Annotated in this window: 16 protein-coding genes; 3 read left to right on the top strand and 13 right to left on the bottom strand. The window is 67.8% G+C overall.

Translation table 11 applies throughout. The features are described 5' to 3' along the window. Positions 1-86: 86 nt before the first annotated feature. The 10 genes from LRP66_RS12245 to LRP66_RS12200 all read right to left on the bottom strand — a co-directional run bounded on the left by LRP66_RS12245 (position 87) and on the right by LRP66_RS12200 (position 9,950). Positions 87-818 (bottom strand): 3'(2'),5'-bisphosphate nucleotidase CysQ, encoded by a 732-nt coding sequence (locus tag LRP66_RS12245; RefSeq protein ID WP_230482880.1) that lies wholly within the window; start codon positions 816-818, stop codon positions 87-89. Further along, on the bottom strand, positions 815-2,728 hold the full coding sequence (cysN, locus tag LRP66_RS12240; RefSeq protein ID WP_230482879.1) for a sulfate adenylyltransferase subunit CysN: 1,914 nt from the start codon (positions 2,726-2,728) through the stop codon (positions 815-817). Before cysN ends, LRP66_RS12245 begins: the two co-directional genes overlap by 4 nt. A gap of 1 nt (position 2,729) precedes the next feature. After that, entirely contained in the window at positions 2,730-3,629 is a 900-nt protein-coding gene (gene cysD / locus LRP66_RS12235; RefSeq protein ID WP_230482878.1) for a sulfate adenylyltransferase subunit CysD, read from the bottom strand. 49 nt (positions 3,630-3,678) lie between these two features. Then, complete coding sequence (locus LRP66_RS12230) at positions 3,679-3,897, bottom strand: hypothetical protein (RefSeq protein WP_230482877.1); 219 nt, start codon at positions 3,895-3,897, stop codon at positions 3,679-3,681. A gap of 40 nt (positions 3,898-3,937) precedes the next feature. After that, positions 3,938-5,191, bottom strand: coding sequence for an N-succinylarginine dihydrolase (locus tag LRP66_RS12225; RefSeq protein WP_230482876.1), 1,254 nt, complete (start codon positions 5,189-5,191; stop codon positions 3,938-3,940). A 5-nt stretch (positions 5,192-5,196) separates the two neighbouring features. Continuing rightward, positions 5,197-6,216, bottom strand: coding sequence for an arginine N-succinyltransferase (locus tag LRP66_RS12220; protein WP_230482875.1), 1,020 nt, complete (start codon positions 6,214-6,216; stop codon positions 5,197-5,199). Next, positions 6,213-7,415 carry a hydrolase gene (locus tag LRP66_RS12215; RefSeq protein WP_230482874.1) on the bottom strand — a complete coding sequence of 401 codons (1,203 nt, stop codon included), beginning with the start codon at positions 7,413-7,415 and terminating at the stop codon, positions 6,213-6,215. The genes LRP66_RS12220 and LRP66_RS12215 overlap by 4 nt, the downstream gene beginning before the upstream one ends. A gap of 107 nt (positions 7,416-7,522) precedes the next feature. After that, positions 7,523-8,434, bottom strand: coding sequence for a DUF481 domain-containing protein (locus LRP66_RS12210; protein ID WP_230482873.1), 912 nt, complete (start codon positions 8,432-8,434; stop codon positions 7,523-7,525). A gap of 11 nt (positions 8,435-8,445) precedes the next feature. Next, positions 8,446-8,961, bottom strand: a complete 516-nt coding sequence (locus LRP66_RS12205; RefSeq protein WP_230482935.1) for an RNA pyrophosphohydrolase — start codon at positions 8,959-8,961, stop codon at positions 8,446-8,448. Between the two features lie 2 nt (positions 8,962-8,963). Next, positions 8,964-9,950, bottom strand: coding sequence for an alpha/beta hydrolase (locus LRP66_RS12200; RefSeq protein WP_230482872.1), 987 nt, complete (start codon positions 9,948-9,950; stop codon positions 8,964-8,966). Between the two features lie 19 nt (positions 9,951-9,969). Here LRP66_RS12200 and LRP66_RS12195 point away from each other — a divergent pair, with 19 nt between their 5' ends. Then, positions 9,970-10,905 (top strand): histone deacetylase family protein, encoded by a 936-nt coding sequence (locus tag LRP66_RS12195; RefSeq protein WP_230482934.1) that lies wholly within the window; start codon positions 9,970-9,972, stop codon positions 10,903-10,905. After that, positions 10,902-12,272 (top strand): cryptochrome/photolyase family protein, encoded by a 1,371-nt coding sequence (locus LRP66_RS12190; RefSeq protein WP_230482871.1) that lies wholly within the window; start codon positions 10,902-10,904, stop codon positions 12,270-12,272. The genes LRP66_RS12195 and LRP66_RS12190 overlap by 4 nt, the downstream gene beginning before the upstream one ends. Positions 12,273-12,372: 100 nt before the next feature. On the opposite strand, the gene LRP66_RS12185 is transcribed toward LRP66_RS12190, so the two are convergent. The 3 genes from LRP66_RS12185 to LRP66_RS12175 are packed head-to-tail and all read right to left on the bottom strand — an operon-like array spanning position 12,373 to position 14,152. Then, positions 12,373-12,513 (bottom strand): DUF2256 domain-containing protein, encoded by a 141-nt coding sequence (locus tag LRP66_RS12185; protein ID WP_230482870.1) that lies wholly within the window; start codon positions 12,511-12,513, stop codon positions 12,373-12,375. After that, a complete protein-coding gene (aroB, locus tag LRP66_RS12180) occupies positions 12,513-13,613 on the bottom strand; it encodes a 3-dehydroquinate synthase (RefSeq protein ID WP_230482869.1) in 1,101 nt (366 codons plus the stop codon). The genes LRP66_RS12185 and aroB overlap by 1 nt, the downstream gene beginning before the upstream one ends. Continuing rightward, positions 13,610-14,152: a shikimate kinase gene (locus tag LRP66_RS12175; protein WP_230482868.1), complete on the bottom strand. Its 543-nt coding sequence runs from the start codon at positions 14,150-14,152 to the stop codon at positions 13,610-13,612. The genes aroB and LRP66_RS12175 overlap by 4 nt, the downstream gene beginning before the upstream one ends. A gap of 81 nt (positions 14,153-14,233) precedes the next feature. Between LRP66_RS12175 and LRP66_RS18280 the strand changes: the two genes are divergently transcribed. Next, positions 14,234-14,368, top strand: coding sequence for a hypothetical protein (locus LRP66_RS18280; protein WP_268992459.1), 135 nt, complete (start codon positions 14,234-14,236; stop codon positions 14,366-14,368). The last annotated feature ends 146 nt before the right edge of the window (positions 14,369-14,514 follow it).

Here is a 14,514-nt window from a genome sequence, read left to right as displayed (position 1 = left end):
GGACCAGCCGATGTGACGTTACAAGGTCACGCGTGAGGAATGGACGATGGCCCCGCCGTCCCGCGTCGGGTGAGGGGGACATGGGCCTAGCCCCTTGCGATAGCGTCGAGAACCTCGTCCGCGACCTCGCGGCGACAGATCAGCAGGTCGGGCAGCAGCGGATTTTCGCAATTATAGACCAGCGGCTGTCCGTCGATCCGCGAGGCGTGGAGCCCGGCCGCCAGTGCGACGGCGGCGGGGGCGCAATTGTCCCACTCATATTGCCCGCCGTCATGCAGATAGACGTCGGCACGCCCCTCCACGACGGCCATCGCCTTGGCACCCGCCGATCCCATCGGGATGAGGGTGGCGCCAAGCCGGTCGCCGACGCAACGCGCGATATCGGGCGCGCGGCTGCGGCTGACGACGACGCGCAGGCCGGTTGGGCAGGGGGGATGCTTGGGCGGCAGGTCGTCGGTCGCGAAGATCTGCGCCCGGTCGGGCACCGCGACCGCGCCCAGGGCGGGGCGACCATCGACGGCGAGGCCGATATGCACCGCCCACTCATCCGATCCGCTGGCATATTCGCGCGTGCCGTCGAGCGGATCGACGATCCACACCCGCCGCGCGGCGCAGCGGGCGCGATCGTCGACCGACTCCTCGGACAGGATGAAGTCGTCGGGCCGCGCCGCGCGAAGCCGGTCGAGGATCAGGGCATTGGCGTCCCGGTCGCCCAGCGCACCGAGCGGCGCGCCCGTCAGCCCGCTCGAGGCGCGGATGTCCCTCAGCAATTCGCCCGCCGCGATGGCGACCGACCGCGCGAGTTCGGCGTCGGTCACAGGTCGTAACTCCAGATGCCCAGCACATGTTCGACGATCCGCGATGCCGCCTGTTCCGGCGTCTCCCTGGTCGTGTCGACGCGGATTTCGGGGCGTTCGGGCGCTTCATAGGGGCTGGAGATGCCGGTGAACTCGGCGATCTCGCCCGCGCGCGCCTTGGCGTAGAGCCCCTTCACGTCGCGGTCCTCGGCAACCGACAGCGGCGTGTCGATGAAGATCTCGACGAATTCCCCCTCGGGCAGCAGCGCGCGGACCATGTCGCGCTCGGCGCGGAAGGGTGAGATGAAGGCGGTCAGGACGATCAGCCCGGCATCGGCCATCAACCTGGCGACCTCGCCCACCCGGCGGATATTCTCGACCCGCCCCGCCTCGGAGAAGTCGAGATCGCGGTTGAGGCCATGGCGGATGTTGTCGCCGTCGAGCAGGAAGCTGTGGCGGCCGAGCCCGTGGAGCTTCTGCTCGACCAGATTGGCGATGGTCGACTTGCCCGAGCCCGACAGCCCGGTGAACCACAGCACCTTCGGCGTCTGTCCCTTTTGCCGGGCATGGGCCTCGCGCGTGATGACCGTCGACTGCCAATGGACATTCTGCGCGCGGCGAAGCGCATGGTCGATCATCCCCGCCGCGACCGTCGCGTTGGTCGCGCGGTCGATCAGGATGAAGCCGCCGAGCATACTGCCCTTCGCATAGGGCTCGAAGACGATGGGTCGGTCGGCATAGACTTCGGCCAGCCCGATATCGTTGAGCGCGAGGGTGTCGGCGGGGCGCTGTTCCTGGCTGTTGACGTCGACCACGTGACGCGGCGGCTGCACCGTCGCGCCCACCAGTTGCGTACCGAGCTTGAGCGAATAGCTGCGCCCCGGCACCAGCGGCGCATCGGCCATCCAGACGATGGTTGCGACGAACTGGTCGGCGGTTTCGGGCGGGTCCTCGGCGGCGGCGATCACGTCGCCGCGCGAGCAATCCACCTCGTCCGCCAGGACCAGGGTCACCGCTTCGCCCGCAATCGCCTGTGGCCGGTCGCCGTCATAGGTGACGATCCGTGCGATCTCGGTCGTCTTCCCCGATGGAGCGATCCGCACCCGGTCGCCGATCGACACCCAACCGCCGGCGATCAGCCCGGCAAAGCCGCGAAAGTCGAGGTCGGGGCGGTTGACCCATTGCACCGGCATCCGAAACGACGCCGCCACCGCGCGGTCGCCATCGATCGCCACCGTCTCAAGATGCGGCAGCAGCGCGGGGCCGTCATACCAGGGCATGTCGGGCGAGCGCGTGGTGACGTTCGCGCCGGTCAGGCCCGACAGCGGAATGGCGGTGAAGCGCTCGATCCCGATGCCGCGCGCGAAGCCCGCATAGTCCGCGACGATCGTGTCGAAGACCGACCGGTCGTGCCCGACCAGGTCCATCTTGTTGACCGCCAGCACGATCTCCTTGATCCCGACGAGATGCGCCAGATAGCTGTGCCGCCGCGTCTGGGTCAGCACGCCCTTGCGCGCATCGATCAGGATCACCGCCAGATCGGCGGTCGAGGCGCCCGTCACCATGTTCCGCGTATATTGCTCATGCCCCGGCGTATCCGCGACGATGAACTTGCGTTTCTCCGTCGCGAAGAAGCGGTACGCGACGTCGATGGTGATGCCCTGCTCCCGCTCGGCGGCGAGGCCGTCGACCAGCAGCGCGAAGTCGATATTCTGCCCCTGCGTGCCGACGCGGCGGCTGTCCGCCTCGAGCTGGCTGAGCTGATCCTCGAAGATCGTCTTCGAATCGTAGAGCAGCCGTCCGATCAGCGTCGACTTGCCGTCATCGACCGAGCCGCAGGTGATGAAACGCAGCATCGACTTGGCGGCATGGGTGGCGAGATAGGCGTCGATATCGGCGGCGATCAGCGCATCGGGTTGATAGGCGGTCATCTCAGAAATACCCCTCGCGCTTCTTCTTCTCCATGCTGGCGGCCTGATCGTGGTCGATCGCGCGCCCCTGTCGTTCCGACGTGGTGGTCAGCAGCATTTCCTGGATCACGTCCGACAAGGTCGCCGCCTCGCTCTCGACCGCGCCGGTCAGGGGATAGCAGCCGAGCGTGCGGAACCGGATCGAGCGATCCACCGGAACTTCGCCCGGCCGCAGCCGGAAACGGTCGTCATCGACCATCAGCAGCATCCCGTCGCGCTCCACCGTCGGGCGGGGGGCGGCGAAATAAAGCGGCACGATTTCGATGCCCTCCTGCAGGATATATTGCCAGATATCGAGTTCGGTCCAATTGGACAGCGGGAAGACGCGGATGCTCTCCCCCTTGTGGATGCGGCTGTTGTAGAGGTTCCACAGCTCGGGCCGCTGCGCCTTGGGATCCCAGCCATGCGCGGCCGAGCGGAAGGAGAAGACGCGCTCCTTGGCCCGGCTCTTCTCCTCGTCACGCCGCGCGCCGCCGAACGCCGCGTCGTAGCCGCCGGCGGTCAGCGCCTGTTTCAGCCCTTCGGTCTTCCACATATCGGTGTGGCGGCTGCCATGATCGAAGGGGTTGATGCCCAGCGCTTCCGCTTCGGGATTGCGATGGACGATCAGGTCCATGCCCGCCGCCTCGGCCGCGCGGTCGCGTAGTTCGTACATGGCGCGGAATTTCCAGGTCGTGTCGACATGGAGCAGCGGGAAGGGCGGGCGGGCCGGGAAGAACGCCTTCTTCGCCAGATGCAGCATTACGGCCGAATCCTTGCCGACCGAATAGAGCATGACCGGCCGCTCCGTCTCGGCGACCACTTCGCGCAGGATATGGATGCTCTCGGCTTCGAGCCGCTGAAGGTGCGTTAGTCCAGTCATCGGATTGTCAGATAATGTCGCCAGCGAACCGTGCGACCAACTTATCCTGTCAATCGCGATAGTCCCGCTCCAGCGAGTCGAGGATCCGCGCTCCGGCCATGAACACCGCGATGGGGCAGGCGGCGAACATCACCTTGCCCATCCAGCCCGGATAGGCGGTCAGATAATGCATGCCGCGCTCCACCGCGCCCAGCCCGAGACCATAGATGACGAGGAACGCCTCGAACTTCGTCTTGATCGTGAACAGGGCGACGATGCGGGACCACATGGACCCGATTACACCACCCCATGCTCCAAAGGCCAAGTCCCTAAGTGCTCGTCAATATGAGACAATCCAGCTGGGTCAACAGCGCGGTGCGCGCAGCCTCGATCCGCTGGATCAGGGCAGGGTCGCCGATCTCCGCCGGGTCGATCGCTTCGGGCCAATGGCCTTCGATGACGGCGGCGATCCGGTCGAGCCGGGCGTGATCGACCAGGAAGCGCGGGTCGACCGTGGCGGGATCGGCGACCACGCGCAGGCGGAGACAGGCGGGACCGCCGCCATTGGCCATCGATTCGCGAACGTCGACCACTTCGAGCCGTCGGATCGGGCCGTTGCCCGCGACATGATCCTGAAGCCAGGACCACACCGCGTCATTGTCGCGCGCCTCCTGCGGCAGGATCAGGGTGGGCTCGCCGCCCGGCGGGGTGACCAGTTGCGCGTTGAACAGATAGGAGGCGATGGCGTCCTCCAGGCTGACGCGGTCGGCTGGGACTTCGACGATCTCCACCTCGCGCATCAGGCTGCGCAGGTCGTCATAGAGCCGGGTGGGATCGGCAAAGGCCTGTTCGTGCGCGAACAGGACGCGTTCGTTGGCGACCGCGACCACATCGTTATGGAAGGCGCCAGCGGCGATGGCGGCATCCGACTGGCGGGCGAACAGGACCCGGTCGGGGGACAGGCGATGCGCGCGCGCGACCGCTTCGCACGCCTGCCGATGCTGGCGTGCCGGGAAGGGGCCGCCGCTCTCGCCATAGACGAAGACCTCGACGCCGGGGTGATCGTGCGCGACGCAGAGCCGCATATGGTTGGCCGCGCCCTCGTCGCCAAAGGGGGCGGGGACCGGCGAATGGACGACGAAGGCCGGATCGGCGAAGGCGAGGCGAAGCTGCGCCAGGGTCGCCGGCCATTCATGGCTGCGATGCGGCATGGTCATGAGATTGGCGACGGTCAGGTGGCAGCGTCCGTCGCGGCTGTCCGGCGCTGGCGAGACGGTCGCGGCATTGGCCGCCCACATCGCCGAAGCGGACAGCGCCTGCGCCTTCAGGACCGGGGAGGCGGCATCGTAATCGGTCGCCAGACGGCCCAGCCAGGGATGATCGGGACGCGGATGGGGCAGGAGGATGCCCTGCACCAGCCCCAGGTCGAGGTTCGCACGCATCTTCGCGATCCCCTGCAGCGCGGCGGCGCGGGGGTGCGAGGTCTTGCCCGCATTGCGGGTGGCGGCGAGGTTGCCATGGCTGAGCCCCGCATAATTGTGGCTCGGGCCGATGATGCCGTCGAAGTTGATTTCTCTCAGCATGACCCTCACCGATCGATATGGAGGACGGTATCGCCGACCGACAGGTCGAGCGTCGTCGCGGTGTCTTCGGAAATGATGATCCCGCCATCGCCGTCGCGCACCTCGCCCAGCGCGCAGCGAAAGTCGGTCAGCCGCCCGGCGGCGACCAGCGCCTCACGTCCCGAATGCACGTCGATCCCGACGACCCGGCTTTCACGCGCGTCGCGGATCGATCGAACCTGATCGGTGCGCGCGGTCATGGTCGGTCCGCCGTCGAAGATGTCGATATAGTGTTCGAAGGCGAACCCCTCATTCTCCAGCATCCGCATCGCCGCGCGGCCCGATGGGTGGGGCAGGCCGATCGCCGCGCGGGCGGTCTCGGTCAGCATCGCGGTATAGATGGGGTGCTTGGGCATCAGGTCGGCGATGAACTGGTGCCCGTGGATGGCGTTGAACTCGTCCGCCTGCTGGAAATTCATTCCGAAGAAGCGACCCGCCAGGCCATCCCAGAAGGGCGATCCCCCCGCCTCGTCGATGACCCCGCGCAGCTCGGCCAGCACCCGGTCGGCGAAGCGCGCACGGTTGGCGCGGATGAAGAGATAGCGGCTGCGGGCGAGCAGGAGGCCGAGACCACCCGCGCGCTCGCCGGGATGCAGGAACAGCCCGCCCACCTCGCTCGCCCCTTCCAGATCGGTCGCCAGCGACAGCATCTCGGCGCGGAAGGTGCGGTCGAGTTCGCGACTATGCTGGGTCAGCGTGCCGATCCGGTAGCTGTAGAAGGGATGCTTCTGCCCGACATGGGTGAAGATCTGGCAGGTGCCGCGTACATCACCGGTCGTCCGGTCCTCCAGCACCAGGACGAACAGCTCGTCGCGGATGCTGCCGTCCGCCTCGCGGCCGAAGGCCTCGTGGCTGCGCGCCAGCTTGGCGCCCAGCGCGCGACGGTCCGGGGGCAGGTTGGTGAAGCCGCCCCCGGTCAGCTTGGCCATCTCGTACAAATGGCGAAGGTCGCTGTCGACGGCGGGACGGATGCGAAAGCTGTTCATGCGGCACCGATGATGCGCAGGATCGTCAGGGCGGACAAGCCCGCGCGCTCGGCGAGGCTGTCGATCAGCATATATTCGTCCATCGAGTGGATCGCGCCGCCACGCACGCCCATCGTGTCGACCACGGGCACCCCCGCCGCCGCGATGTTGTTGCCGTCGCACACACCGCCCGTGGCGCGCCAGCCGATCGACAGGCCCAGGTCGGCGCCCGCGCCGCGCACCGTCTCGAACAGGGCGGCCGCGCCGTCGTCGATCGGCTTGGGCGGGCGGTTGAAGCTGCCATGCACCGCCACGCGGACGTCATGCTCGGCGGCGATCCGCTCGGCGATCACCTTCATCGCGGGGCCGGTTCGCTCGATCGCGGCAAGCGCGCGGGGGCGGAAATTGACCTGCAGCATGGCGAGGTCGGGCACCACGTTGTTCGGGCCACCGCCATCGATCCGCGCCGGGTTGACGGTGATGTCGTCGGCGGCGAGCTGGTTGAGTTCCAGCGTGATGCGCGCGGCGGCGACGATGGCGTTGCGGCCTTCCTCCGGATTGCGTCCGGCATGGGCGCTGCGTCCGCGCACGACGATCGTGAAATTGCCCGTCCCACCTCGGGCGCCCGCCAGCGTCCCGTCCGGGAGCGCGGGCTCGTAGGTGAGCGCGGCGACCTTGCCCGCCGCCAGTCGCGCGATCAGGGCCGCCGACGAGGCCGACCCCGTTTCCTCGTCGGAGTTGATCAGGACGTCATAGCCGAAGCGATCCGCCAGCGGGCTCGCCTCGACCGCATGGAGCGCGGCGAGCAGCACCGCCAGCCCGCCCTTCATGTCCGCGACGCCGGGGCCGCCCAGACGATTGTCGTCGATCCGGGTCACCTGCTGAAACGGGTGATCGACCGGATAGACAGTATCCATGTGTCCGGTGAACAGCATCCGCACGGGCGCGTCGGGGCGGACGGCGAGATGCAGGTGGTGCCCATGATCCAGCGCGACCGGGTGGCCGTCGGAGCCGACCCGCTCGACCCGATCCGGCGCGACCATGGTCAGCGCGCCGGGCAGCGTGCCGAAACGCTCGGCAAGCTGTTCGGCCATCGTCTTCAGGCCGGGCAAGTTGCGCGTCCCGCTGTTGATCGCCGCCCATTGCTCGGTGAGCGTCAGCATGGGGTATGCGGCGGCGGCCGCCACGGCGTCCCGCTCGGTGGTGTTCAGTCTCTCCATGGCGGCAGCCTAGGCCATGGAAGGGGGGCAGGTGAACCCCGGCTGGCGGAAATCGGAGGGGAGACCGTTTCTCCCTCGCCCCTGGACAGGAGTGAGGGAAAAAAGTTTCAGAAGCTATATACCACCGAGGCGCGACTGATCGTGTCGGTGGTGCGGCGACCGATCGGGGGCTGGCTTTCATACTGGACATTGTACGAGAATTGCGCGGACAGCGGCCCGAACACCTTGGCGTTGAGCGCTGAGTTGGTGCCGACCGTGCTGTTGAACCGCTGAAGATAGGCCGACGCCGTCTGGTTGAACGATATGGCCGGGGTCAGCTTCCAGGTGAAGTTCAGGTTGCCACGTGCCGCCAGCGCGCTTTCGATCCGGTCGTCGGTGAATTCGGTATGGCGGAAGGCGGGTCCGAGTTCGACGTCGAGTGTCATGTTGGGCTTGCGGATCGCGCTGTAACCCGCACCCGCCGAAGCGGAGAAGCGGTTGAAATAACCGAGGAACCGGTCGCTCTCATATTGCGCGGCGCCATAGACGTAATTGTTGGCGCTGAGTTTGAAATTGGGTTCGTAGGACGCGACATAATGTTCGCGACTGACGATGTTGAAGCTTTCCTGATAGTCGCCCTGCAGGTGCAGCTTGTGCCGCCATTGCAGCCCTTCGCGGGTCAGGTCGACGATGCCGGTCAGGCCGATATTCTGGCTGTTGCCCGTCGTCGCGAAGCCGCCCAGTTCGGCCCGGCCATGCCACAGGTCGAAGAAGGTCGCCTCGCGGATCGTCCGGCTGTGGCTGGCTGTCTTTTCGTCGCGCCAGACATCGGCCATCGCGTCGATCGCATCGGCGGCGTCGGGCACGGCGTTGCGCGCATATTTGACGACGGTGGTGATCTCGGTCTCGTTGCCGCTGGCGATCGCGGCCTCCAGCATCCGGCGGATCTCCGGCGGGATCAGCGCGGGGTCGGGATCGTTGGGATCGGCATTGGCCAGCAGGCCCAGCGCGATGGGGATCAGCAGCAGCCGCTTCGTCATGGGCGCGAGCCTTATGCGCTTCGTGGACCGGCGGGAATGGCGGCGTCCCCCTGCGGTGCGGCGAAATGGTCCGCGAAGACGACCAGCAGTTCCTCGTACAGCGCCTTCTTGAAGGGCACGATCATCGCGGGCAGCGTTTCCGGCTCGGCCCAGCGCCAGGCGCGGAATTCGGGATGCTCGGTCTCGATGCGGATATCGCCGTCGTCACCCAGGAAGCGATAGAGAAACCAGCTCTGCCGCTGGCCACGCCACTTGCCCTTCCAGACCTTGCCGATCATGTCCTCGGGAAGGTCGTAGGTCAGCTCGCGCGGCGCGCGCGCGATCAGCGCGACCTTGTCGGCGGTGACCCCCGTCTCCTCCCACAGCTCGCGCAAGGCGGCGGTATCGGCATCCTCGCCGGGGTCTATCCCGCCCTGCGGCAACTGCCACGCCTCCAGCGTCGAATCGATCCGCTGCCCCACGAAGACGCGGCCGTCGCGGTTCATCAGGATGACGCCCGCACAGGGGCGATAGGGGAGTTCGGTCATCATCATTGTCCCATTGGGCGTGCCGCAACCGCCTCGACGATCAGCGCGTGCAACGCAAGCAGGAATGCGGTCAGGTCGCCGACGCCGGAGGGGATCGCCTTGCGCAGCGTGGCAAAGCCGTGGATCGTGCCCTTGGCTTCTCGAAAATCGACGGGCACCCCTGCACGGACCAATGCCGCCGCATAGGCGCGCCCCTGATCGCGGATCGGGTCGCACTCCGCGGTCACGATCGCCGCTGGCGGCATGGCGGACAGGTCGCCCCGCATCGGCGCGGCGCGGACATCGCCAAGGTCGGCGGCGTAGCAGTCGACGAACCAGTCGAGCATCGCGCGGGTCAGGAAATAGCCCTCGGCGAAGTCGCGAAGCGACGGATGCGCCCGCCCCATATCGGTGGCGGGGTAGAGCAGCCCCTGGGCGATTACGGGCGTCGCCGCCGGGCGATCGCGCAACGCCATCGCCGTCGCCGTCGCGAGCGTACCCCCGGCACTGTCCCCCATCAGCACGAGGCCGGTCGTCCCCGGCTGATCGGCCAGCCAGCGTGCCGCGGCCTCGCAATCCTCGGGTGCGGCGGGCCAGCGGTGTTCGGGCGCGAGCCGATAGTCGAGCGAGACGACGGGCAGGTCGAGCGACCGGGCGGTCTCGGCGGCGAGCGGGGCATGGGTGTCGATATCGCCCATCACGAACCCGCCGCCATGAAGGAACAGCACGACCGGACCCGCCCCTCGATCCGCCCCTCGATCCGCCCGGCTGTCGAACAGCCTTGCCGGCATCGCACCGGCCGGCCCGTCGATGGCGAAGCGCCGGTCGATCCCCAGCGGTCCGATCGGCGGATCGGTCAGGTCGCGCGCCGCGCGCATCATCTCACGCGCGGCCACTGGGCCCAGATCCTGCTGGGGCGGGCCGGGGAGGCGGTTGTAATAGCCGAGGAAGCGGGCGACGTCGGCGCGCAGTTCGGGCACGGGGCGCTCGGCCCTCCTATCGCGGGTCATGGCATCCTACCTAGGCAGGATGATCCATGTCGTCCATCACCCGGCCTATGTGACCGAGGCCACCACGCGGTCCACCTATCGCTGGGGCAAGAACGGTGCGATCCGCGACCTGTTGCGCGAACGGGGCGATGCGGTGGCGTGGACCGAACCGGCGCTGATGCCACCCGAATGGATCGAGGCGGTGCACGATCCCGATTACGTCGCCGAGGTGCTGGAGGCGCGGGTGCCGCCCGAGAAGACGCGGCGGATCGGCTTTCCGGTCACCGAGCGGGTCGCATATCGCGCGCGGGCGGTGCCGGGTGGAAGCTGGACCGCCGCGCTTCTGGCGCTGGAACATGGCTTCGCCGCCAACACCGCCGGGGGCAGCCACCACGCGCTGGCCAATACGGGGGCGGGCTATTGCATCTTCAACGACCTGGCGATCACCGCCAACCGGCTGGTCGAGGAAGGCATTGTCGGGCGCGTGGCGATCGTCGACTGCGACGTGCACCAGGGCGACGGCACCGCCGCGCTGACCGCCGGGCGGACCGATATCGTCACCTATTCGATCCACGCCGAGAAGAATTTCCCGGCGCGCAAGGCACGCTCGACGCTGGACGTCGGCCTGCCCGATGGCGTGGACGACGATGGCTATCTCGCCGCGCTGGAGACGACGCTCCGGCCGTTCCTCGACGAGCATCGGCCCGACATCATCCTCTATCAGGCGGGCGTCGACCCGTTCGTGGATGATCGGCTGGGACGCCTGTCGCTTTCGCAGGCAGGGCTGGTGGCGCGCGAGAACCGTATCGCCGATCTGGCGCTGGCGCGGGGCTTGCCGCTCGCGAGTACGGTCGGCGGCGGATATGGCGACGATGTCATGGCGATCGCCGAGCGCCACGTCACCGCGATCCTGACGCTGGGCAAACGATGGCAGGGCCGGGAACCGGGCGGCGGGCGAAGCGTAGCCACCGGATGACCGCCGTCCCCTCCATCCTGTGGTTTCGCCAGGATCTCCGACTTCATGACCAACCCGCACTTCTTGCGGCGGCCGAGGCGGGGCCCGTCATCCCGGTCTATATACTCGACGACGACACGCCCGGGGACTGGCGGATGGGCGCGGCGCAGCGCTGGTGGTTGCACCACAGCCTGACCGCCCTCGCCGCGGACCTGAAGGCGCTGGGCAGTCGCCTGATCCTTCGCAAGGGACCAGCGGTGAAGACCCTGCGCGCGCTGATGAAGGAGACGGGGGCGGAGACGATCCATGCTATCCGCCATTACGAACCCTGGTGGCGCGCGGCGGAGCGGCAACTGGGGGACGCGATCTGCCTCCACGACGGCAACCATCTCGCGCGCCCCGAGCTGGTTACGACTGGCGGCGGCAAGCCCTTCCGCATCTACTCGGCCTTCTGGAAGGGGCTGCAGGGGCATCTGCCACCGGAACATCCCGTCGATCCGCCCGAAGCGCTGACCGCGCCCGAACCCTGGCCGAAGGGCGAGACGCTGGGTGACTGGAAACTGCTGCCGACCAAGCCCGACTGGTCGACGGGGTTCGACGCGGACTGGACGCCGGGCGAGGCGGCGGGGCGCGAGCGGATCAAGGACTTTGTCGGCAAGGCATCCGCCTATGACACGGCACGCAACATGCCGTCGGAGGAAGGCAGCTCGCGCCTGTCGCCGCATCTCCATTTCGGCGAGGTGTCGGTGCGCGCGGTCTGGTATGCGCTCGACCGGCACGGCGATACGGAGACCTATCGCAAGGAACTGGCCTGGCGCGACTTCACCGACGGCGTGGTGATGGCGCTGCCCGACTATGCCGATCGCAACGGGCGCGAGGCGTTCGATCGCTTGCCCTGGCGAACGGGCAAGGCGGCCGAGGCCGACCTGAAGGCGTGGCGGACCGGGCGGACCGGCTATCCGATCGTCGACGCCGGGATGCGCCAGCTCTGGACGACCGGCTGGATGCACAACCGCGTCCGGATGATCACGGCGTCCTTCCTCATCAAGCATCTGTTGATCGACTGGCGCGAGGGAGAGCGCTGGTTCTGGGATTGCCTGGTCGATGCCGATTACGGAAACAATGCGGTCAACTGGCAATGGGTCGCGGGGACCGGGATCGACGCCAACATGTTCGGACGGATCATGGCACCGCTCAGTCAGTCGGAGAAGTTCGACGCCGGTGACTATATCCGCGAATGGGTGCCCGAGTTGAAGCATCTGTCCGATACGGCGATCCACGATCCGGACGAGGCGGGGTGTCGTCCGAAGGACTATCCGGCCAAGATCATCGGCCACCGCGAGGCCCGCGAACGCGCGCTGGCGGCCGGAAAGGCGGCGCGCGGCTAGGATCGGGCGTACGCTTCGACTTCGCTCGGCGCGAACGGCCGTAGGGCGACATTCCCAACCCGCGTTCAGCCCGAGCGTAGTCGAAGGCCACGCCCAACCCTCACCGCTTCTTCCGGCACGTATCCGAACAATAGACCACCTGATCCCAGTCCCGCGCCCACTTCTTGCGCCAGGTGAAAGGTCGCCCGCACGCCGGGCAGATCTTGCTCGGCAGGTTCTGCTTGGCGACCCCGTTGGGCATCAGCGGGGTTCCGTGTCCAGGAAGGCGGCGACGTCGTCGAGATCGACCGTCTTGTCGAGATAGGTCCGCCCGATCCCGCGCGCGAGCAGGAAGGGCAGGGTGCCCGACGCCATCTTCTTGTCGTGCTTCATATGCTCGACCAACGTCGCGGGGGCTGCATCGATCCCGGCGGCGGCGAGGCCATCGGGCAGCCCGACGGCGCGAAGATGCGCGGCGACCCGTTCGGCGTCCTGCCGCTCGCACAACCCCTTGCGCACCGAATAGCGGAAGGCGAGCGCGCAGCCCGCCCCCACGCCCTCGCCATGGAGAAGCCGATCGGAGAAACCCGCCTCCGCCTCCACCGCATGACCGAAGGTGTGGCCCAGGTTGAGCAGCGCGCGGATGCCGTTGGTCTCATGCTCGTCCGCCGCGACGATACGCGCCTTGGCGGCGACCGAATGGGCGACGGCGTGAACGCGTGCATCGGCGTCGCCCGCGAGCAGCGCGGGGGCGTTCGCCTCGCACCATTCGAAAAAGGCGAAATCGTCGATCAGCCCGTATTTGACGACCTCGGCATAGCCCGCGCGAACGTGCCGGTCGGGCAGCGTGTCGAGCACCTGCGGGTCGATCAGCACCATCGCGGGCTGATGGAAGGCACCGATCAGGTTCTTGCCCGCCGCCGTATTGATCGCGGTCTTGCCACCGACGGACGAATCGACCTGCGCCAGCAGCGTCGTCGGAATCTGGACGAAGCGACAGCCGCGCTTGACGATCGAACAGGCAAAGCCGACCAGATCGCCGATCACGCCGCCGCCAAGCGCGATGACATGGTCCGAGCGCTCCACGCCGAGCTGCAGCAGCCGGTCGCAGACATGCTCGAGCATCGCCCAGCTCTTTGTCTTCTCGCCCGGCGGCAGGATGATCGCCTCGCTCTCGACCCCCGCGGCGGTCAGCGACGCCTGTAGCGTCTGGAGATGCGGGCGGACATTCTCGTCGGTGACGATCGCCATCCGCCGCCCTCGCGAAAGGGGGGCGAGCCAGTCGGCGGCGCGGGGCAGCAGACCGGCCTCGATATGGATGGGATAGCTGCGGTCGCCCAGCGACACGGTGACGGTCTTCATCGTCCGATGGCTTTCAAGATGGCGTTGACGGTGGCCTCATGCGGGCCGCGCTTGCTGGAGACGTGGATGGGCGCGAGCGCATAGATCGGGTTGCGCGCCGCCGACAACTCGCGAAGCACCTTGAGCGGGTCCTTGCCACGAAGCAGCGGACGCGTGTCGCGCCGCCGGACGCGTTCGGCCAGGACCTCGGGCGCCGCATTCAGCCAGATCGCGGTCGCCTGTTCCAGGATGAGCGCGCGGGTGTCGTCGTTGATGAAGGCGCCGCCGCCCGTCGCGATCACCTTGGGTCGGCCATCGACCAGCCTTGCGATCACGCGACGCTCGCCATCGCGGAAATAGGGTTCGCCGAACTGGGCGAAGATCTCGGACACGCTCATGCCCGCGGCTTCCTCGATCGCGGTGTCGGCATCGACGAAAGGCACCCGCAGCCGATTCGCCAGGCGGCGGCCGACGGTCGACTTGCCCACGCCCATCAGCCCCACCAATACGATGGGTGACCCGTTCCAGCTTGCATCTACAGGGTTGTGGCTTTGCAACATTGCACTCTGCGCTATACAGCGGGCGCGCGCCCGGCAACACCGGCCGGGCTTTCACGGGTCCATTATAAGGTTTTGCGTTTCATGTCCCGTTCGCTCGTTGCGCTCATCCTCCTCCTCGTGGTCATCGTCGGGGGGCTGTTCCTGCTCTCGGGCCGGGCGACCGAGCGGCCGACGACCCAGGTCGAGAAGGCGGTCTCGCTTGGCAACCTGCAATAAGCGGACGGCGGTTTTCCGCCATCTGCCCCGCGCCGTCGCGCTGCTGATGGTCGGGGCCGCCGCGCTGGCGGCGGCGCAGGACCGGCCCGAATCGCTGCTCCCTCCCGGCTTCGGCCAGCCCGCCGCCCCGGCCAGCCCGCGCCCGA

Origin of the sequence: Sphingomonas sp. Leaf21, from assembly GCF_916858675.1 — a bacterium.
Classification (GTDB): Bacteria; Pseudomonadota; Alphaproteobacteria; order Sphingomonadales; family Sphingomonadaceae; genus Sphingomonas.
Note: the sequence above shows the minus strand (reverse complement) of the source record. Positions and strands in the feature narration are given on the sequence as shown.

Bases quoted from the DNA above. Each gene is read 5' to 3' on its own strand.
- cysN (WP_230482879.1), bottom strand. From the start codon at position 2,728: ATGACCGCCTATCAACCCGATGCGCTGATCGCCGCCGATATCGACGCC.
- cysD (WP_230482878.1), bottom strand. From the start codon at position 3,629: ATGACTGGACTAACGCACCTTCAGCGGCTCGAAGCCGAGAGCATCCAT.
- LRP66_RS12230 (WP_230482877.1), bottom strand. From the start codon at position 3,897: ATGTGGTCCCGCATCGTCGCCCTGTTCACGATCAAGACGAAGTTCGAG.
- LRP66_RS12225 (WP_230482876.1), bottom strand. From the start codon at position 5,191: ATGCTGAGAGAAATCAACTTCGACGGCATCATCGGCCCGAGCCACAAT.
- LRP66_RS12220 (WP_230482875.1), bottom strand. From the start codon at position 6,216: ATGAACAGCTTTCGCATCCGTCCCGCCGTCGACAGCGACCTTCGCCAT.
- LRP66_RS12215 (WP_230482874.1), bottom strand. From the start codon at position 7,415: ATGGAGAGACTGAACACCACCGAGCGGGACGCCGTGGCGGCCGCCGCC.
- LRP66_RS12210 (WP_230482873.1), bottom strand. From the start codon at position 8,434: ATGACGAAGCGGCTGCTGCTGATCCCCATCGCGCTGGGCCTGCTGGCC.
- LRP66_RS12205 (WP_230482935.1), bottom strand. From the start codon at position 8,961: ATGACCGAACTCCCCTATCGCCCCTGTGCGGGCGTCATCCTGATGAAC.
- LRP66_RS12200 (WP_230482872.1), bottom strand. From the start codon at position 9,950: ATGACCCGCGATAGGAGGGCCGAGCGCCCCGTGCCCGAACTGCGCGCC.
- LRP66_RS12195 (WP_230482934.1), top strand. From the start codon at position 9,970: ATGATCCATGTCGTCCATCACCCGGCCTATGTGACCGAGGCCACCACG.
- LRP66_RS12190 (WP_230482871.1), top strand. From the start codon at position 10,902: ATGACCGCCGTCCCCTCCATCCTGTGGTTTCGCCAGGATCTCCGACTT.
- LRP66_RS12185 (WP_230482870.1), bottom strand. From the start codon at position 12,513: ATGCCCAACGGGGTCGCCAAGCAGAACCTGCCGAGCAAGATCTGCCCG.
- aroB (WP_230482869.1), bottom strand. From the start codon at position 13,613: ATGAAGACCGTCACCGTGTCGCTGGGCGACCGCAGCTATCCCATCCAT.
- LRP66_RS12175 (WP_230482868.1), bottom strand. From the start codon at position 14,152: ATGTTGCAAAGCCACAACCCTGTAGATGCAAGCTGGAACGGGTCACCC.
- LRP66_RS18280 (WP_268992459.1), top strand. From the start codon at position 14,234: ATGTCCCGTTCGCTCGTTGCGCTCATCCTCCTCCTCGTGGTCATCGTC.